The sequence below is a fragment of the Pseudomonas sp. FW305-E2 genome (genome assembly GCF_058782925.1).
Window position 1 is genome coordinate 1 of sequence record NZ_JBYSYE010000011.1, and the last position, 18,437, is coordinate 18,437.

Consider the following 18,437-nt stretch of genomic DNA (forward strand, 5'->3'; position numbering starts at 1 on the left):
GGCCGGGGCTGCGGGGTTGGTGGTATTGACCCGGCGGCGCGGAGCCTTTGAGCCGGTTTCTGCCTGATGATTGTTGGGGGCCGCAAGGCCCCCGGAATCGCAGCTACAGCATCTTCTCCAAGCCAACCGCCTTGCTGATCCAGGCATTGAGCCGCCGCCAGACCCCACCCGGCTCAGACGTCAGCACGTGCCGTTGGCCATTGTCCTCGGTCGCCCATACCAGCTTGTTACCTATCAGTTTCACCTGATAGCTCAGCGCAGGCGCCATACCCTGCTGGGCCAGCTCGCGGGTGTATTCGGCCAGCTCTGGGCTGTCCACCATTACCCCGACCTCGGTGTTCCACAATACTGAGCGCGGGTCGAAGTTGAACGAGCCGATGAAGGTCTTGCGCCGGTCGAACACGATCGCCTTGGTGTGCAGGCTCGAATCCGAGCTGCCACGGAAACTCAGTCGCCCCGCGCTGGGGTCGCCTGGCTGGCGGCGAAGCTCGTAAAGCTGCACCCCGTGCTCAAGCAAGGCACGACGATAGGGTGCATAGCCTCCATGCACTGCCGGCACGTCGGTGGCTTCCAGCGAGTTGGTCAGCAGCTTCACCGAAACGCCAGCGTCGGCGCGGCCGGTCAGGTACAGCAGCCCCGGTTCGCCCGGTACAAAGTAGGCCGATGCCAGGACCAACTCGCGGTGCACGTTAGCCAGGTCCGGTGCCAGTTGCTGGCTCAGCAGTAATTGCGGGTCCGGTTCGTCTTCGGCCAACACCTTGCTGGGCGCATCCCATAGCGCCTGGGCGTGAGCCCAGATCAGCTCGTTGCGCCACACATCCAGGCGCGGCTGCGACTGGTAGGCCATCAAGCGGTCGTACAGGGCCTTGCGCTGGGTCCTGGCTTTGGCCAGCGACACTTCTAGGCGCTGGCGGCTGGCCCGCAGGTCGTTGGCATCCGGGTCATGCCAGAGGAAGTCGGTGATCGGCCGGCTGAGGGCGCTGTTCCAGTACTGGTCGAAGCTGTGCCCCAACTGCTCGGCTACTGGGCCCACGCCCAGCAGGTCGATGTCGGTGAAGTTGAGGTTGGGCTCGGCATCGAAATACTCGTCGCCCAGGTTGCGCCCGCCGACGATGGCCATGCTGTTGTCCACCAGGAACAGCTTGTTGTGCATGCGCCGGTGCTGGCGCGACAAGTTGAACAGCCGGCCCACGGCGCGCGTAACGCCGGTACTGCGCCCCAGATGCAGTGGGTTGAACACTCGAATCTGGATGTTCGGGTGGGCATTAAGGGTGCCCATGACGGTGTCCAGGCCGTCGCTGGTGGTGTCGTCGAGCAGGATGCGCACGCGCACGCCACGGTCGGCAGCGCGCAGCAGTTCATGCACAAGGGCGCGGGTACTGAGGCCGTCGTGGACGATGTAGTACTGCAGGTCGATGCTCGCCTGGGCGTTGCGTATCAGTTCGGCGCGGGCGCGAAATGCCTCGTTGCTGTTGGGCAGCAGGCGAAAGCCCGAGCGGCCGCCATAGGGCGCGGCTTGGCGCAGCACCGAGCGGCCAAAGGCCGAGTCGTGGGCAGGCAACGCCTGACTGGTTTCGCGGGGCGCGCTGATGCTTGTGCAACCGGCAAGGCCGAGCAACAACACCAGCAGCAGAGGCAAGGCTCGCTGGAGTCTCAAGGGTGGACCGTCCTGTGCAGCAAGGGCTTTAGGGGTTTGACCGTGACGGGCGGCGCAAAGTTACGCGTCGGCGCTTTCGTCATCCAGTAGACGAAGGGCGGTTTCACCTACCTTACGCACGGAGGCTTCGATTTGCGGCGTTGGCCTGGCGGCGAAGTTCATGCGCAGGCAGTGGCGGAACTTGCCCGAGGCCGAAAAGATGCTGCCCACGGCAACCTGCACGCCCTGCTCCAGTAAAGCGCGGTTCAGCCGAAGCGTATCGAGATGTTCGGGTAATTCCACCCACAGCATGAAGCCGCCCTGGGGCCGGCTGACCCGGGTGCCCGCCGGGAAGTAGCGGGTCACCCAGTCGCTCATCAGGTCGCGGCCACGCTGGTACTGGCTGCGCATGCGCCGTACATGGGGCTGGTAGTGCCCGGCGGCGATGAAATCAGCGATGGCCAGCTGAGGCTGGCTGGCGGTGCTGCCGGTGCTGATGTATTTCATGTGCAGCACGCGCTCCAGGTAGCGCCCGGGCGCCACCCAGCCGATCCGCAGGCCGGGCGCCAGGGTTTTGGAGAACGAACTGCAGAGCAGCACGCGGCCATCGTCGTCGAACGACTTCAGGGTGCGTGGGCGTGGGTAGGTATAGGCCAGGTCGCCGTACACATCGTCTTCCAGAATTGCCACGTCATAGCGTTGGGCGAGGCTCAGCAGGGCCTTCTTGCGTGCCTCGGGCATGATGTAACCCAGCGGGTTGTTGCAGCTGGGTGTGATCTGGATGAGCTTGATCGGCCACTGCTCCAGGGCCAGTTCCAGCGCCTCCAGGCTGATGCCGGTGACCGGGTCGGTGGGGATTTCCAGCGCTTTCATGCCCAAGCCTTTGAGGGTTTGCATGGCGCCGTGGAAGCTGGGCGAGTCGACCGCGACGATGTCGCCTGGCTCGCAGACCGCGCGGATGCTGCATGACAGCGCCTCATGGCAGCCGGTGGTGATCACCAGGTCGGCCGGCCCCAGGCGGCAGCCGGAGTCGAGCATCAGCCGGGCCACCTGTTCGCGCATGGCCAGGTTACCGTGGATGTTGTCGTAGTACAGGCCAGGCATGTCCTGGCGCCGGCTCAACTGGGCAAGGCTGCGCAGCAGCGGCTTCAGGGTGGGGCTGTCGATGTCGGGCATGCCGCGGCCGAGTTGCACCACATCCTGGCGCGGCGTACTGCGCACCAGCTCCAGCACCTGTTCCCACTGCGAGATGTCCACCGGGCGCTGGGCCGGGCGGCTGACTGCGGGCAGTGCCGGCAACTGGCGTTGGTCGCTGACGAAGTAGCCGGACTTGGGCCGCGGCGAGACCATGCCGCTGTCTTCGAGCATGCGATAGGCCTGCTGCACGGTGCTCAGGCTGACCCCGTGCTCCTCACTCAGTGCGCGCACGGACGGCAGGCGCTGGCCGGGGCGATAGAGCCCCTGCTCGATGCGGGCGCCGAGTATTTCGGCGAGATTCAGGTAGAGGCTCACGGCATACTCCTGCGCTGCATTGGCATAGCGACCGGTACAGTTGGGCTGAAAATACAGCATTCAGTCGGCCAGCGGCCAATTCTGTATGGGAATAATAAGGCTGTATTGGATCTGTATTGTCGAGGGTGCCGACGCGCATGCTTTCTCCACGGTAACAACTGAACGGGAGGATGCGGTGATGGGTGGCATGAGCGATGTGCGCTTGCAACTGTTGGCCAAGGAACTGGAAGCCGGGCAGCAGGCCAAGGTGTTCAACGCGCCAGAGGGTTTGGGGCGTTGGGGGCTGATGCTGCATCGCTGGCATACCCGCAGGGCGTTGCTGCTGCTGACCGATGACGAGTTGCGCGATGTCGGGCTGAGCTGGGAGCAGGCCCGGATCGAAGGGCGGAAACCCTTTTGGAAGGACTGACACGGTGGTCGCTGGAGGGCCTGTTGTGCCCCAGACTTGAAACTTGCACCGACCCTGTGGGAGCGGGCATGCCCGCGAAGCAGGCGTCGCGGAGGATGGCACGGGCTTCGCCCGTGTTCGCGGGCACGCCCGCTCCCACAAGGGGGCTAGTCAGCTAATAGATTTTAAGCAAGACAGTTGCCACAAGGATGGGGACTTTCAGGCCAGCTCTTTCAGGCGATGCCACAGCATCCCCAGCGCCAGCAGTGGCGAGCGCAGGTGCTTGCCGCCAGGGAAGGTGATGTGCGGCACCTTGTTGAAAAGGTCGAAGCGCCCGCTTTCCTGGCCGCTGATGGCTTCACCCAGCAGGCGTGCGGCCAGGTGGGTGGCGTTGAGCCCATGGCCCGAGTAGGCCTGGGCGTAATACACGTTCGGCTGGCTGGCCAGGCGGCCAACCTGCGGCAGGCGATTGGCACCAATGCCGATCATGCCACCCCACTGGTAGTCGATGCGCACGTCGGCAAGCTGCGGGAACACCTTGAGCATCTTCGGCCGCATATAGGCGGCGATGTCCTTCGGGTCGCGGCCTGAATAGTGGCAGGCACCGCCAAACAGCAGGCGGTGGTCGGCGGACAGGCGGTAGTAGTCCAGCGCCACGCGCTGGTCACACACCGCCATATTCTGCGGCAGCAAGGCGTGTGCGCGTTCTTCGCCCAGCGGCTCGGTGGCGATGATGTAGCTGCCGGCCGGCAGCACCTTGCCGCCCAGCTCGCGATTGAGGTCGTTGTGGTAGGCGTTGCAGCACAGTACCAGGGTCTTGGCGCGTACCCGGCCTTGGGCAGTATGCACCTGCACTTCAGTGCCGTAGTCGATGCGGGTGACTTCGGATTGCTCGAACAACTTCACGCCCAGGCGGGCGGCTGCGGCGGCTTCACCCAGTGCCAGATTGAGCGGATGCAGATGCCCGGAGCCCATGTCGACCAACCCGCCCACGTAGCAATCGGCACCGACCACGCTGTGGATATCGTCCTTGCCGACCAGCCGCAGCTCATGTGCATAGCCCAGGCTGCGCAGTTCCTCGGCGTCTTGGGCAAAGCCCAGCAGCTCGGCGGGTTTGTTGGCCAGGTCGCAGTAGCCCCAGGCCAGGTCGCAGGCGATGGCATGCTTTTCTACCCGCTCGCGCACGATCTGTACGGCCTCCAGGCCCATCAGTTTCATGGTGCGCACGCCTTCTTCTCCGATGACCGGGAGGAACTGCTCCAGACCATGACCGACCCCTCGGATCAGTTGCCCGCCATTGCGCCCACTGGCGCCCCAGCCAAGTTTGCGCGCTTCCAGCAGGATGACCGAGAAACCACGCTCGGCCAGCTCGATGGCGGTGTTCAGGCCGGAGTAGCCGCCGCCGATGATGCACACGTCGGCGTTGTGTTCGCCTTGCAGGTAGGCGTGGTCGGGGTGTGGCGCGCTGCTGGCGGCGTAATAGGAGGCGGCGTGCTGCGCGCTGTGGATCATTGGGGCGGCCCTGAAAAATGGAGGGGGGACGAGGATAAGCTGTGCCATCGCGGCCGGGCAACCAGCGAGGGCTTCATGCTCGTTCGCGGGTGAACCCGCGAATAAGCCTATAATCCAATCACTTTTGTCAGCTTGTATCCCGTCATGTCCTGTAACCGCCACAAGATCCACTTCCTGCGCGAACTCATCCCCTCTTTCGAGTGCGAGCCCGGCTGCCACGACTGCTGCGGCCCGGTCACCACCTCGGCGGAAGAAATGGCCCGGCTGCCGCGCAAGTCCCAGGCCGAGCAGGACGCTGCTCTGGAGCGTCTGGACTGCGTGCACCTGGGCCCCCACGGCTGCACGGTGTATGAAGAGCGGCCGATGATCTGTCGGCTGTTCGGTACCACCCCGCGCATGGCCTGCCCGCGTGGTCGTGGCCCTGAACCGATGATCGACCCCGCCGCTGAACAGTTGGTCCACCAGTTCATTGCCACCACCCGCCAGGTGCTGGTCTAGCCTCAGTCCGGGATCGGCAGGCAGAGGCTCTCCTTCACCTCTTCCATCACGATGTAGCTCTTCGACTCGCGCACGTGCGGCAGTTTCAGCAGGATGTCGCCGAGCAGCTTGCGGTACGAGGCCATTTCCGAAATACGCGCTTTCACCAGGTAGTCGAAGTCGCCCGATACCAGGTGGCATTCCAGCACGTGGGGCAGCTTCAAAACCGCGCGGCGGAACTCCTCGAAGGTATCGCCCGACTTGTAGTCCAGGCTGATTTCCACGAACACCAGCAAGCTGCCCTTGAGGTGCTGCGGGTTCAGGCGGGCGTTGTAGCCCATGATGATGCCCTCGCGCTCCAGGCGGCGAACCCGCTCGGTACAAGGGGTGGTGGACAGCCCAACTTTCTCGCCCAGTTCGGTGAAGGAAATACGCCCGTCATTCTGCAGGATACGCAGGATGTTGCGGTCGATCTTGTCCAGTTCACGCTTGGTCTGGTGCTGGGTTCTCATAGGGGATGCCCCTCCGTGAAAGGCGATTTTGCCGAGAATTCTCGCCAATAATAGGCTTTTATATAGTGAATTGCACTGGTCTCAAATTCCTATACTGCGCCCATTCATGCCATTTCAATAAAAGTGTGCGGCGCGCCGCGTGTGAGGGATAAAACGATGCGAGTTCTGGTACTTGGTAGCGGTGTAATCGGAACCGCCAGTGCCTACTACCTGGCCCGGCAAGGTTTCGAAGTCACGGTGGTCGACCGCCAGCCGGCGGTGGCCATGGAAACCAGCTTTGCCAACGCCGGCCAGATCTCGCCCGGCTATGCCTCGCCCTGGGCTGCCCCTGGTGTACCGCTCAAAGCCATCAAATGGCTACTGGAGCGTCACGCCCCCTTGGCCATCAAGCTCACGGGCGACGTCGACCAGTACCTGTGGATGGCACAGATGCTGCGCAACTGCACCGCCAGCCGCTACGCGGTGAACAAGGAGCGTATGGTGCGTCTGTCCGAGTACAGCCGTGACTGCCTCGACGAGCTGCGCGCCGAAACCGGCATCAACTACGAAAACCGCAGCCTGGGCACCACCCAGCTGTTCCGCACCCAGGCCCAGGTCGATGCTGCGGCCAAGGACATTGCCGTACTTGAACAGTCCGGTGTGCCTTACGAGCTGCTCGACCGCGACGGCATTGCCCGCGTCGAACCCGCCCTGGCCGGCGTGAAAGATATCCTGGCCGGCGCCCTGCGTTTGCCGAACGACCAGACTGGCGACTGCCAGCTGTTCACCACCAAGCTCGCCGACATGGCGTTGAAGCTGGGCGTGGAGTTCCGCTTCGGCCAGGACATCCAGCGCCTGGACTTCGCCGGTGACCGCATCAATGGCGTGTGGATCGACGGCAAGCTGGAGACGGCAGACCGCTACGTGCTGGCGCTGGGCAGCTACTCGCCACAGATGCTCAAGCCGCTGGGCATCAAGGCTCCGGTGTACCCGCTGAAAGGTTATTCGCTGACCGTGCCGATCACCAACGCCGACATGGCTCCGACCTCGACCATTCTCGACGAGACCTATAAGGTTGCGATCACCCGTTTCGATAACCGCATCCGCGTTGGCGGGATGGCTGAAATCGCCGGCTTTGACCTGTCGCTGAACCCGCGCCGGCGCGAAACACTGGAGATGATCGTCAACGACCTTTATCCTCGCGGCGGTGACTTGAGCCAGGCCAGCTTCTGGACCGGCCTGCGCCCGGCGACCCCGGACGGCACGCCGATCGTGGGTGCCACGGGGTTCCGCAACCTGTTCCTGAACACCGGTCACGGTACCTTGGGCTGGACCATGGCGTGCGGTTCCGGTCGCTTGCTGGCCGACCTGATTGCGCGCAAGAAGCCGCAGATCAGTGCCGAAGGCCTGGATATCTCCCGGTATGGCAACAGCCGGGAAGTGGCCAAGCACGGGCAAAGCGCGCCGGCTCACCAGCAGTAATAGCCTGTGCCGGCCCATTCGCGGGCTTGCCCGCTCCCGCAGGAACACCACCGCTTTTGAAAGCTGTGCACGACCTGTGGGAGCGGGCAAGCCCGCGAAGAATCCACCACCGATTTCAACCCGAACCACCATAAGGCAGCCGCCATGCGTCCCGCCCGCGCCCTGATCGACCTCCAGGCCCTGCGCCACAACTACCGTCTGGCCCGTGAACTGACCGGTGCCAAAGCCCTCGCCGTGATCAAGGCCGACGCCTATGGCCACGGCGCCGTGCGCTGTGCCCTGGCCTTGGAGGCCGAGGCCGATGGCTTTGCGGTGGCCTGCATCGAGGAGGCACTGGAACTGCGCGCCGCGGGTATCAATGCCCCGGTGTTGCTGCTGGAAGGTTTTTTCGAAGCCAGCGAACTGGCACTGATCGCCGAGCACGACCTGTGGTGCGTGGTGCACTCGCTGTGGCAGCTGGAAGCCATCGAGAAAACCCCGCTGCACAAGCCGCTCACCGTCTGGCTGAAGCTGGACAGTGGCATGCACCGCGTTGGCCTGCACCCCAAGGACTACCACGATGCCTACCAGCGACTGCTGGCCAGTGGCAAGGTTTCGCGCATCGTGTTGATGAGCCACTTCGCTCGCGCCGACGAACTGGACGCTGATGCTACCGCCCAGCAAATTGCCGTGTTCGAAGCTGCCCGACAGGGCCTGGCCGCCGAATGCAGCCTGCGTAACTCACCCGGTGTGCTGGGCTGGCCGCAAGCGCCCAGCGACTGGGTACGCCCAGGCCTGATGCTGTACGGCGCCACGCCGTTCGAAGTGGCGCAGGCCGAGGCCGCACGCCTGCAACCGGTGATGACCCTGCAATCGCGGGTGATCAGCGTGCGCGAGCTGCCTGCCGGCGAGCCGGTGGGCTATGGTGCCAAGTTCGTCAGCCCTCGGCCGACCCGCGTGGGTGTGGTCGCCATGGGCTATGCCGATGGCTACCCGCGCCAGGCGCCCAACGGCACCCCAGTGCTGGTCGCCGGCAAGCGTACCCACCTGATCGGCCGGGTGTCGATGGACATGCTCAGCATCGACCTCACCGACGTACCGCAAGCCACTGTCGGCAGCCCGGTCGAACTCTGGGGCAAGCAGGTGCTGGCCAGTGAAGTGGCCGCGCAGGCGGGCACCATTCCGTACCAGATCTTCTGCAACCTGAAGCGAGTACCACGGGACTACGTCGGCGAATGAGACGCTGAAGCGGACAGGTTGGGGGCGGTGTGTTGTAAATACTGAACGGCATTGCCATGATATCGTTCACATCCACTCCCCTTTCACCGTTTCAGGAGGCTCCAGCTTTGGACGTCGGCGAACGACTGCAAGCCATCCGCAAGCTCAAGGGCCTGTCGCAGCGCGAACTCGCCAAGCGTGCTGGCGTGACCAACAGCACCATCTCGATGATCGAGAAGAACAGCGTAAGCCCCTCTATCAGCTCGCTGCGCAAGGTGCTGAGCGGCATTCCCATGTCCATGGTCGAATTCTTTTCGGTCGAGCTGGAGCCGCAAAGCCCGACTCAGATCGTCTACAAGGCCCACGAGCTGATCGATATCTCGGACGGTGCGGTGACCATGAAGCTGGTGGGCAAGTCGCACCCCAACCGTGCCATCGCTTTTCTGACCGAGGTGTACCCGCCAGGTGCGGACACCGGTGCCGAGATGCTGACCCACGACGGCGAGGAGACCGGTATCCTGCTTGAAGGCCGCCTGGAACTGGTGGTCGGCAACGAGATTTTCGTTCTCGAAGAAGGCGACAGCTACTACTTCGAAAGCACCCGCCCGCACCGCTTCCGCAACCCATTCGACCAGCCGGCGCGGCTGATCAGTGCGGCGACGCCTTCAAACTTTTGATCCAGCGCAGTGCATTGATTCGGCAATACCCCTTTCCTGTGTGGGGTCGTTTCACGGCCTCTGGGTTCCCGCTATACTTTTCAACGCTCGCCGATCCGTGGCCGCGAGCGTGATTAGCCACCATGAGGGTGTTCGCGTGAATCAAATCAAGAAGATGCTGGCCGTACCAGCAGCCGTATTCGCCCTCTGGGCAATGAGCGCAACCGCTGCGACCAATGACGACATCGCCAAGCGCCTGGAGCCGGTTGGCCAGGTGTGCGTCCAGGGCCAGGAGTGCAAAGGCATGGAAGTGGCCGCTGCAGCGGGTGGCGGGGGAGCCAAAACGCCGGATGAAATCATCGCCAAGCACTGCAATGCCTGCCATGGCAGCGGCTTGCTCGGCGCGCCTAAAATTGGTGACACCGCGGCGTGGAAAGAACGCGCCGACCACCAGGGCGGCCTGGATGGCATCCTGGCCAAGGCCATTACTGGCATCAACGCCATGCCGCCAAAGGGCACCTGTGCAGACTGCTCGGATGAAGACCTGAAAGGGGCGATCAAGAAAATGTCCGGGCTGTGATTTACAGCTGAATTGCATGAGGCCCGCCGTTGATGGCGGGCTTTGTTTTTTTGTTGCCTGGGCCGGCCTCTTCGCGGGCAAGCCCGCTCTCACAGGTACCCCACAGGACCTGAAGGTTGTGTTAATCCTGTGGGAGCGGGCTTGCCCGCGAAAGGGCCGGTACAGGCAACCAATTACTTCAGCCCTATGTCCAACTCCTGAACCCATGGATGTTTCAGGAGGCCCAGATGCACCTCTGCTCCATCGACCAGGCTGTCGAGCAGGTCTTGTCCCGGCTGCCAGCCCATATCCACATGGGCCTGCCTTTGGGCCTGGGCAAACCCAATGCCTTCGTCAACGCGCTTTACGCCCGCGTACGCGAGCTGCCCGAACGGCGCCTGACCATCTATACCGCACTTTCCCTCGGCCGCCCGCCACTGGGCGATGGCCTGCAGCGGCGCTTTCTCGAACCCTTCGTCGAGCGTGTCTTCGCTGACTACGAAGAGCTCAGTTACCTCGCAGACCTGCGCAACGACAGCCTGCCGCCCAACATCCGTGTCGAACAGTTCTTCATGCAGCCCGGCAGCCTGCTGCACAGCGAATCGGCCCAGCAGGACTACGTCAGCAGCAACTACAGCCACGCCGCACGTGATATCAACGCCAAGGGCCTGAACCTGGTCGCCCAGTTGGTGGCCGCCACCCCCGAAAAGCCCGTGCACCTGAGCCTGGCCTGCAACCCAGACATCACCCTCGACCTGCTGCCGATGATCGCCAAGCGCCGCGCTGCAGGCGAAACCATCCTCATGCTGGGCCAGGTGCATGCCGAACTGCCCTACATGCCAGGCGATGCCGAGCTGCCCATCGATGCCTTCGACCTGCTGCTCGATGAAGTAGAGCAACGTCGGCTGTTTTCCACACCAAACATGCCGGTTGGCATTCAGGACCACTGCATCGGCCTGCACGCCAGCAGCCTGGTACGCGATGGCGGTACGCTGCAGATCGGCATTGGTGCCATGGGCGATGCGGTTGCGGCGGCATTGCTGGCACGTCAGGGCGACAACGCCGGTTACCGAGCGGTGCTCAAGGCGCTGGATGTCGGACCGTGGCAGGCGTTGATCGAGCGAGAAGGGGGCCTGGACACCCTTACCCACGGCTTGTACGGCTGCAGCGAGATGTTCGTCAACGGCTTGCTGGTGCTGGCCGAAGCAGGGCTGCTACGACGCCCGGCGGACGAGCAAGGCGCAATACTGCATGGCGGCTTTTTCCTCGGCCCGCAAGCGTTCTACCAGCGCTTGCGCGAGATGCCGCTGGAGCAGCGCGCGCAGTTTGTCATGACCCGTATCAGCTTCATCAACGAGCTCTATGGGCAGGAGGCACTCAAGCGCCGACAACGTCGTGATGCGCGCTTCATCAACACCGCGTTTGGCATGACCCTGCTCGGCGCCGGGGTGGCCGACCAGCTGGAGGACGGCCGCGTGCTCAGTGGCGTGGGCGGGCAGTACAACTTCGTTGCCCAGGGCCATGCGCTGGAGGGCGGGCGTTCGATCCTGCTCTTGCGCAGCTGGCGCGAGGCAGGCGGGGAGGTGACCTCGAACCTGTTCTGGACCTATGGCCACTGCACCATTCCCCGGCACCTGCGCGATATCGTGGTGACCGAGTACGGCATTGCTGACTTGCGTGGGCAGACTGACAGCGAAGTGATTGCGCGGTTGTTGGCGGTGAGCGATTCGCGGTTCCAGCCGGGCCTGATCAAGCAGGCCAAAGACGCTGGCAAGCTTGCCGACGACTTTCAGCTGGAGGCGCGCTTTACCGACAATACCCCGCAACGCCTGGAGGCGATCAGGGCACAGCATGCGCGGCTGTTCCCGGAGTATCCGATGGGCACGGACTTTACGGCCGAGGAGCGGGATCTGTTGCGGGCGCTGAACTGGTTGAAGAGCAAGTTCAAGCTGAGCGAGGTGCTGGAGCTGGGCAAGGCAGCGTTGGATGCACCGGGGCCGGAAGGGTATGAGCGGCATCTGGCGCGGATGGGGCTGGAGGTTCCGCAAGGGTTGAAAGAGGAGCTTTATCAGCGGCTACTGCTGGCAGGGTTACAGGCGACAGGATAATCGTTTGCGCACACTGGCCCGGTGTAGGAGCGGGTTTACCCGCGAATGCGATGGCAGATTCAATATCGCATTCGCGGGTAAACCCGCTCCTACACCGGGACGGTGAGGCCTTATTCGATGAAGCTGACCACACCGCCTTCCAGCGACTTCACCCGGGCCAGCGATTCAACGCGGTAACCCTGGCTGTCCAGCTCGGCACGGCCACCCTGGAACGACTTCTCGATCACGATACCCAGGCCCGCCACGGTGGCACCTGCCTGCTTGATGATCGAGATCAACGCCTGCGAGGCTTTGCCGTTGGCCAGGAAGTCATCGATCACCAGCACGCGGTCGCTGCTGTTGAGGTGACGCGGCGAAATGGCCACGGTGTTCTCGGTCTGCTTGGTGAAGGAATACACCGAGGCGGTCAGCAGGTTTTCGGTCAGGGTCAGCGACTGGTGCTTGCGAGCGAAGATGACCGGCACACCCAGTTTCAGACCGGTCATCACCGCTGGGGCAATGCCCGAGGCTTCGATGGTGACGATCTTGGTCACGCCGGCATCGGCGAACAGGCGGGCAAACTCGTCACCGATCAGCTGCATCAGCGCCGGATCGATCTGGTGGTTGAGAAACGCGTCGACTTTGAGAACCTGATCGGAAAGCACGATGCCTTCTTCGCGAATCTTCTGATGCAGTGCTTCCACTGTGATTTCCTCGATGTAACAAAGGTTGCCGCTGGAGGCGGCAAAGTTAAAGAGTAATGGTTGATCAGCGTTTGAGCATTGCCCGGATATCGGCCAGGGCGTTGTTGCCGCGAGCGGCCTTCACCTCGACCGGTGCATCGTCGAGGCCCTCCCAGGCCAGGTCGTCCGGCGGCAGTTCGTCGAGGAACCGGCTGGGCGTGCAGTCGATGATTTCACCGTACTGTTTGCGCTTGGCAGCGAAGGTGAAGGCCAGGGTCTGGCGCGCGCGGGTGATGCCCACGTAGGCCAGGCGGCGTTCCTCTTCGATGGTGTCGGCCTCGATGCTGGAGCGGTGCGGGAGGATTTCCTCTTCCATGCCCATGATGAACACGTAGGGGAATTCCAGGCCCTTTGAGGCATGCAGGGTCATCATCTGCACACCTTCGGCGTTCTCTTCTTCTTCCTGCTGGCGCTCGAGCATGTCGCGCAGCACCAGCTTGCCGATGGCGTCCTCGATGGTCATGTCACCCTCTTCGTCCTTCTCGAGGGTGTTCTTCAGCGCTTCGACCAGGAACCAGACGTTGCTGATGCGGAACTCGGCAGCTTTGTCGCTGGCGGTCTGCTGGCGGATCCAGTTTTCGTAGTCGATGTCGCGGATCATCTCGTGCAGTGCGGCAATCGGGTCTTCCAGGGCAACCTTGTGGCGCACCCCGTCCAGCCAGTGCTTGAAACGCTGCAAGCGCTCGGTGTAGCGCGCGTCCAGGTGCTCGCCCAGGCCCAGCTCTTCGCTGGCGGCGTACATCGAAATGCCGCGCTCGGTGGCGTAGTTGCCGAGCTTTTCCAGGGTGGTGGAGCCGATCTCGCGGCGCGGCACGTTGATTACCCGCAGATAGGCGTTGTCATCGTCCGGGTTCACCAGCAGGCGCAGGTAGGCCATCAGGTCCTTGACCTCCTGGCGGCCGAAGAAGCTGTTACCGCCCGACAGGCGATACGGCACCTGGTGGTGCTGCAGCTTCAGTTCGATCAGCTTGGCCTGGTAGTTGCCGCGGTAAAGGATGGCAAAGTCGCTGTACGGGCGGTTGGTGCGCAGGTGCAAGGTGAGGATTTCCATGGCCACGCGTTCGGCCTCGGCTTCCTCGTTCTTGCAGCGGATCACGCGGATCTCGTCGCCCACGCCCATTTCGCTCCACAGCTGCTTTTCGAACGCATGCGGATTGTTGGCGATCAACACGTTGGCGCAGCGCAGGATGCGGCTGGTGGAGCGGTAGTTCTGCTCGAGCATGACGATCTTCAGGGAGGGGTAGTCCTCCTTGAGCAGCATCAGGTTCTCGGGGCGTGCACCACGCCAGGCGTAGATCGACTGGTCGTCGTCGCCCACCACGGTGAACTGGTTGCGCATGCCGATCAGCATTTTTACCAGCAGGTACTGGCTGGCGTTGGTGTCCTGGTATTCGTCCACCAGCAGGTAACGCACGCGGTTCTGCCAGCGCTCCAGCACCTCGGGGTGCTCCTGGAACAGCTTGACCGGCTGCAGGATCAGGTCGTCGAAGTCCACCGCGTTGAACGCCTTGAGCGTGCGCTGATAGTGGGTGTAGACGATGGCGGCGGTTTGCTCGCGCGGGTTGCGCGCCTTTTCCAGGGCTTCTGGCGGCAGGACCAGGTCGTTCTTCCAGGCACCGATCATGTTCTTGATCTCGTCGATGCCGTCGTCGCCGGAGTATTCCTTTTGCATGATGTCCGACAGCAACGCCTTGATGTCGGACTCGTCGAAGATCGAGAAACCCGGTTTGTAGCCCAGGCGCTCGTGTTCCTTGCGGATGATGTTCAGGCCTAGGTTGTGGAACGTACACACGGTCAGGCCACGGCCTTCCCCCGGGCGCAGCAAGGTGGCGACCCGCTCCTTCATCTCGCGCGCGGCCTTGTTGGTGAAGGTCATCGCCACGATGTACTGGGCGCGGATGCCGCAGTTCTGGATGAGGTGGGCAATCTTGCGCGTGATTACGCTGGTCTTGCCCGAACCTGCACCGGCGAGCACCAAAAGAGGGCCGCCGACATAGTCACGGGCTTCCTGCTGCCGGGGATTGAGTCGGGACATGCTAGAAACCGGGGGTCGCCAGAAAATAGCCGCGCATTCTAACAGGCATGGGGCCGTTGTGGCGCGACCGTCTGACGTCTGAGTCAGACTTTTGTCCGCCTAATTATTAGTGTCACTAATGCTAGTAGCTGAAAAAATCATATTTGCCGGTTTGACTCGTTTCGCGCAGGATGCACGACAAAATACGTCGGAATGCTACGCTCGAAAAAACCATGTATAAAAGTGAAAATCATTTTCATTGAATGCAGTAGCATCCCCTCCAGATCTCGTTGCACCGTCAAGCCCTAAGGAGCCCGCTTGTCCACGCCTGTCGAACCTTTGCGTTTGCTGCTGTTGGCCGATGAGCCGGAATGGGCTGCCTCGTTGCACGCGTGCATGCCCGCACTGGGGGGCAGCGCCGTGTTACTGACTGCGCCAAACTGGGAGGCGGTCGACAGCCTGTTCAGCCATGATCGCCAGGCCGTCGTGCTAGCAACACCCGCCTTGCAGCCCGCCCCCGGGCGTTGCGAGCTGCCGACTATTCTGCTGCTTGAACACGAGCCTGAGGCAGCGCCCAGCGCTGTCAGTGACTGGCTGGTGCGCGACCAGCTCAACGCCGATACCCTGCGCCGCTCACTGCGCCATGTGCGAGAGCGAGGGGTGCTGGTCGCCACCTTGCAGCGCCTTGCCGAGCAGGACCCGCTGACCGGCATCGCCAACCGCCAGGGCTTCCAGGCTTTGCTTAATGCACGCCTGGCCGAAAACGAAGGCCGTGGTGTCGCGCTTGGCCACCTGGACCTGGACAACTTCCGCCACGTCAACGACGCCCTGGGCCACCAGAGCGGTGACCGGTTGATCCTGCAGGTGGTGGCACGGCTGAAGCATCAGCTGGAGGCGGGCGACCAGCTTGCACGTCTGGGTAGCGACGAGTTCGCCCTGCTGATCGACACCCGTCGCGATGCCAACCGCGCCGAATGGATTGCCGAACGCATCGTCGAGGCCTTGGCAGAGCCCTACTGGATCGACGGTGAGAGCCTGCTGCTGGGCTGCAGCCTGGGCCTTGCACATGCTCGCGCGCAAAGTGGCGCCGATCCGCTGATGTGGCACGCGCACATCGCCATGCGTCAGGCCAAGGGCAGCCAGGGCTGCACCTTCCATGTGTTCAACGAACGCATCAACCGCAACGCCCGCAGCCTTGCTGACCTGGAAAGCGAGTTGCGCCGCGCCCTGCGCCGCGACGAACTGGAGCTGCACTATCAGCCCCGCCTGAACCTGGCTGACGGGCGCATTGTTGGCCTGGAGGCGCTGGTGCGCTGGCGCCATGCCGAGCGCGGGCTGCTGCCACCCAGTGAGTTCGTGCCACTGGCCGAGCAGAGCGGCCTGATCGTGCCCTTGGGTTATTGGGTTATTTCCCGTGCCCTGCGTGACATGCAGGCATTGTGCGAGCGTGGCCTGGAGCCGCTGCACATGGCGGTCAACCTGAGTTTTCGCCAATTCCAGGACAGCCAGCTACTGGCCACGTTGAGTCGCCTGATCCTCGAGCACGGTGTGGATGCCCGCTGGCTTGAGTTCGAGCTGACCGAGACGGCGGTGATGCGCCGCAACGAGGTGGTGCGCCAGACCATGGACGCGCTGGGTCGCCTGGGTGTGCGCTTCTCGCTCGATGATTTCGGCACCGGGTTTTCTTCGTTCGTGCACCTCAACAGCCTGCCGATCACCTTGCTCAAGGTGGACCGCAGCTTTGTTGCGGGAATGGAAATGCGCGAAGAGAACCGCAAGCTGGTACACGCCATGATCAACCTGGCGCACAACCTCAACCTCGAGGTGGTGGCCGAGGGAGTGGAGAGTGAAGAGCAACTGGCGTTGCTGCGTGGGTTTGGTTGCGACCAGGTGCAGGGTTTCCTGGTCAGCAAACCGCTACCGATAGGGGAATTGATGGCGTATTTGCTGCAGGCGCCCGGACGCCAGTTGGAGGCTGTCCTGTAGGAGCGGGTTTACCCGCGAATGGGCCGGGCCTGCTGGCCAATCTCCACCAGACGTTCACCGTTGCCGCCACCACCGTATTCGCGGGTAAACCCGCTCCTACACACTGATCTGCGGTGGACACACACACCGGCGTTGGACACAGGCCGTTGTAGGAGCGGGTTTACCCGCGAAGAGGCCCCCACGTCAGGCCGAAGCCGTCGCCTTTCCGGTAGCCCAAGCCTTCCCCAACAACCGCTTCATCCGCCACTCAAAGCCAAAGGTCAGCGCCACCGCCGCACATGCCAGCCCCAGCGCCAGCCCCCACCAGATCCCTACTGCACCACCGCCCAGCGTAAAGGTGAACAGCCAGGCACTCGGCGCCCCCACCAGCCAATAGCACACCAGCCCGATCAGGAAGGTGGTCTTGGCATCTTTCAGCCCACGGATCGAGCCCATGGCAATCGTCTGCATGCCGTCGAACAGTTCGAACCACGCCGCCACCATCAACAACTGCACGGCCACCTGGAAGATCGCGGCAAAGGCCGGGTCATTACGGTCGATGAACAGCCCTACCAGTGCTTCGGGCAGCAGCAGGAACAGGGCGGCGAAGGCAAACATGATCATGGCCCCGAACCCGATGCCCACCCGCCCGGCGCTGCGCGCCGCCAGCAGGTTGCCAGCGCCGTAGTACAGGCCGACGCGCATGGTCACCGCATAGGACAAGCCCGTCGGCACCATGAATGCCGTGGACACGATCTGCAGGGCAATCTGGTGCGCCGCCAACTCGGTGCTACCCAGCACGCCCATGCACAGCGCGGCGAAGGCGAACAGGCCCACTTCCACCATGTAGGTACCGCCAATCGGCAGGCCCAGCCGCCACAGCTCGCGCAGGGCCGCCAGTGATGGGCGTGACAGGCCCTTGCGCAGCGGGTAGGCGGCATAGGCCGAATGCCAGCGGATATACAACGCCAAGGCAGCGGCCATGCCCATCGACACCACTGCAGTGACCAGGCCGATACCCATCAGGCCCAGCTTGGGCAGGCCGAACATGCCTTCGATCAGTGCCACGTTGAACAGGTAGTTGAGCACTGTGCCGAACAAACTGATGACCATCACCGGGGTCGAGCGGCCCAGCGCGCTGGTGAAGCCACGCAAGGCCATGAAGGTCAGATAGCCGGGCAGGGCCAGTGGCAGCAGGGTGAGAAATTCGGCGGCCGAGGCCACGTTCTCGGGCTTCTGCCCGAACAGCAGCAGCACAGGTTCAAGGTTCCACAGCACCAGCGCGGCGAACAGCGCCAAGGCCCAGGCCAGCCACAGGCCGTTCTGCGCCAGCCGGGTGGCGCCCTCGATGTCGTTGGCACCCTTGCGAATGGCCACCAGCGTGCCGACTGCGGCGATCACGCCCAGGCAGAAGATCGATACGAACGAATAGCTGGCTGCCCCCAGGCCACCCCCCGCCAAGGCCTGGGGGCTGATGCGGGCCATCATCAGGGTGTCGGTCAGCACCATCAGCATGTGCGCCAACTGCGAGGCAATCAGCGGCCCGGCCAGGCGCAGCAAAGCCTTGAGTTCTGTGGTGGGCGCGACGTGCATGGGGGCAGTCCTTCATTCTGAGGTGATCAACGAAGGGCGATTCTGAGGCTTCGGTCAACTTTGCACAAAAGGATAAAAGCGATAGTTGGCATGAGTTGAACTCATGTATATAGGCTTCTCGGTGA

At 63.1% G+C, this 18,437-nt stretch carries 15 protein-coding genes; 8 read left to right on the forward strand and 7 right to left on the reverse strand.

The features are described 5' to 3' along the window. Nucleotides 1-103 precede the first annotated feature (103 nt). Nucleotides 104-1,657: a phospholipase D family protein gene (locus AC3WLP_RS11625; RefSeq protein ID WP_017148027.1), complete on the reverse strand. Its 1,554-nt coding sequence runs from the start codon at nt 1,655-1,657 to the stop codon at nt 104-106. Between the two features lie 60 nt (nt 1,658-1,717). Continuing rightward, nucleotides 1,718-3,148 (reverse strand): aminotransferase-like domain-containing protein, encoded by a 1,431-nt coding sequence (locus tag AC3WLP_RS11630; protein WP_178085902.1) that lies wholly within the window; start codon nt 3,146-3,148, stop codon nt 1,718-1,720. A 178-nt stretch (nt 3,149-3,326) separates the two neighbouring features. On the opposite strand from AC3WLP_RS11630, the gene AC3WLP_RS11635 reads away from it, so the two are divergent. Further along, entirely contained in the window at nt 3,327-3,557 is a 231-nt protein-coding gene (locus AC3WLP_RS11635) for a DUF1127 domain-containing protein (protein ID WP_088512613.1), read from the forward strand. Nucleotides 3,558-3,755: 198 nt separating this feature from the next. On the opposite strand, the gene AC3WLP_RS11640 is transcribed toward AC3WLP_RS11635, so the two are convergent. Further along, the gene (locus AC3WLP_RS11640) at nt 3,756-5,048 is read right to left on the reverse strand and encodes an NAD(P)/FAD-dependent oxidoreductase (protein ID WP_012054092.1); all 1,293 of its coding nucleotides are present in this window, start codon (nt 5,046-5,048) and stop codon (nt 3,756-3,758) included. 144 nt (nt 5,049-5,192) lie between these two features. On the opposite strand from AC3WLP_RS11640, the gene AC3WLP_RS11645 reads away from it, so the two are divergent. After that, nucleotides 5,193-5,546, forward strand: coding sequence for a YkgJ family cysteine cluster protein (locus AC3WLP_RS11645; RefSeq protein ID WP_012054091.1), 354 nt, complete (start codon nt 5,193-5,195; stop codon nt 5,544-5,546). Nucleotides 5,547-5,548: 2 nt separating this feature from the next. Here AC3WLP_RS11645 and AC3WLP_RS11650 read toward each other — a convergent pair whose 3' ends face one another. Beyond that, a complete protein-coding gene (locus tag AC3WLP_RS11650; protein ID WP_003253520.1) occupies nt 5,549-6,037 on the reverse strand; it encodes an Lrp/AsnC ligand binding domain-containing protein in 489 nt (162 codons plus the stop codon). 156 nt (nt 6,038-6,193) lie between these two features. Here AC3WLP_RS11650 and dadA point away from each other — a divergent pair, with 156 nt between their 5' ends. The 5 genes from dadA to AC3WLP_RS11675 all read left to right on the forward strand — a co-directional run bounded on the left by dadA (nt 6,194) and on the right by AC3WLP_RS11675 (nt 12,018). Beyond that, nucleotides 6,194-7,498, forward strand: a complete 1,305-nt coding sequence (dadA, locus tag AC3WLP_RS11655; RefSeq protein ID WP_012054090.1) for a D-amino acid dehydrogenase — start codon at nt 6,194-6,196, stop codon at nt 7,496-7,498. A 144-nt stretch (nt 7,499-7,642) separates the two neighbouring features. Further along, nucleotides 7,643-8,716, forward strand: coding sequence for an alanine racemase (gene alr / locus AC3WLP_RS11660; protein WP_003253524.1), 1,074 nt, complete (start codon nt 7,643-7,645; stop codon nt 8,714-8,716). Nucleotides 8,717-8,823: 107 nt separating this feature from the next. Continuing rightward, nucleotides 8,824-9,372, forward strand: a complete 549-nt coding sequence (locus AC3WLP_RS11665) for a cupin domain-containing protein (protein WP_003253526.1) — start codon at nt 8,824-8,826, stop codon at nt 9,370-9,372. A 154-nt stretch (nt 9,373-9,526) separates the two neighbouring features. Further along, nucleotides 9,527-9,931, forward strand: coding sequence for a c-type cytochrome (locus AC3WLP_RS11670; protein ID WP_033723760.1), 405 nt, complete (start codon nt 9,527-9,529; stop codon nt 9,929-9,931). A gap of 227 nt (nt 9,932-10,158) precedes the next feature. Next, nucleotides 10,159-12,018 (forward strand): acetyl-CoA hydrolase/transferase C-terminal domain-containing protein, encoded by a 1,860-nt coding sequence (locus AC3WLP_RS11675; protein ID WP_012054087.1) that lies wholly within the window; start codon nt 10,159-10,161, stop codon nt 12,016-12,018. 110 nt (nt 12,019-12,128) lie between these two features. On the opposite strand, the gene AC3WLP_RS11680 is transcribed toward AC3WLP_RS11675, so the two are convergent. Then, nucleotides 12,129-12,701, reverse strand: coding sequence for a xanthine phosphoribosyltransferase (locus AC3WLP_RS11680; protein WP_003253535.1), 573 nt, complete (start codon nt 12,699-12,701; stop codon nt 12,129-12,131). A gap of 64 nt (nt 12,702-12,765) precedes the next feature. Beyond that, the gene (rep, locus tag AC3WLP_RS11685) at nt 12,766-14,775 is read right to left on the reverse strand and encodes a DNA helicase Rep (RefSeq protein ID WP_003253537.1); all 2,010 of its coding nucleotides are present in this window, start codon (nt 14,773-14,775) and stop codon (nt 12,766-12,768) included. A gap of 297 nt (nt 14,776-15,072) precedes the next feature. On the opposite strand from rep, the gene AC3WLP_RS11690 reads away from it, so the two are divergent. Then, the gene (locus AC3WLP_RS11690; protein ID WP_088512612.1) at nt 15,073-16,740 is read left to right on the forward strand and encodes a putative bifunctional diguanylate cyclase/phosphodiesterase; all 1,668 of its coding nucleotides are present in this window, start codon (nt 15,073-15,075) and stop codon (nt 16,738-16,740) included. Nucleotides 16,741-16,923: 183 nt separating this feature from the next. On the opposite strand, the gene AC3WLP_RS11695 is transcribed toward AC3WLP_RS11690, so the two are convergent. Next, a complete protein-coding gene (locus AC3WLP_RS11695; RefSeq protein WP_088512610.1) occupies nt 16,924-18,312 on the reverse strand; it encodes a NorM family multidrug efflux MATE transporter in 1,389 nt (462 codons plus the stop codon). Between the last annotated feature and the right edge of the window lie 125 nt (nt 18,313-18,437).

Coding starts and splice junctions, on each gene's coding strand:
- AC3WLP_RS11635 (WP_088512613.1), top strand. CDS start 3,327: ATGGGTGGCATGAGCGATGTGCGCTTGCAACTGTTGGCCAAGGAACTG.
- AC3WLP_RS11640 (WP_012054092.1), bottom strand. CDS start 5,048: ATGATCCACAGCGCGCAGCACGCCGCCTCCTATTACGCCGCCAGCAGC.
- AC3WLP_RS11645 (WP_012054091.1), top strand. CDS start 5,193: ATGTCCTGTAACCGCCACAAGATCCACTTCCTGCGCGAACTCATCCCC.
- AC3WLP_RS11650 (WP_003253520.1), bottom strand. CDS start 6,037: ATGAGAACCCAGCACCAGACCAAGCGTGAACTGGACAAGATCGACCGC.
- dadA (WP_012054090.1), top strand. CDS start 6,194: ATGCGAGTTCTGGTACTTGGTAGCGGTGTAATCGGAACCGCCAGTGCC.
- alr (WP_003253524.1), top strand. CDS start 7,643: ATGCGTCCCGCCCGCGCCCTGATCGACCTCCAGGCCCTGCGCCACAAC.
- AC3WLP_RS11670 (WP_033723760.1), top strand. CDS start 9,527: ATGCTGGCCGTACCAGCAGCCGTATTCGCCCTCTGGGCAATGAGCGCA.
- AC3WLP_RS11675 (WP_012054087.1), top strand. CDS start 10,159: ATGCACCTCTGCTCCATCGACCAGGCTGTCGAGCAGGTCTTGTCCCGG.
- rep (WP_003253537.1), bottom strand. CDS start 14,775: ATGTCCCGACTCAATCCCCGGCAGCAGGAAGCCCGTGACTATGTCGGC.
- AC3WLP_RS11695 (WP_088512610.1), bottom strand. CDS start 18,312: ATGCACGTCGCGCCCACCACAGAACTCAAGGCTTTGCTGCGCCTGGCC.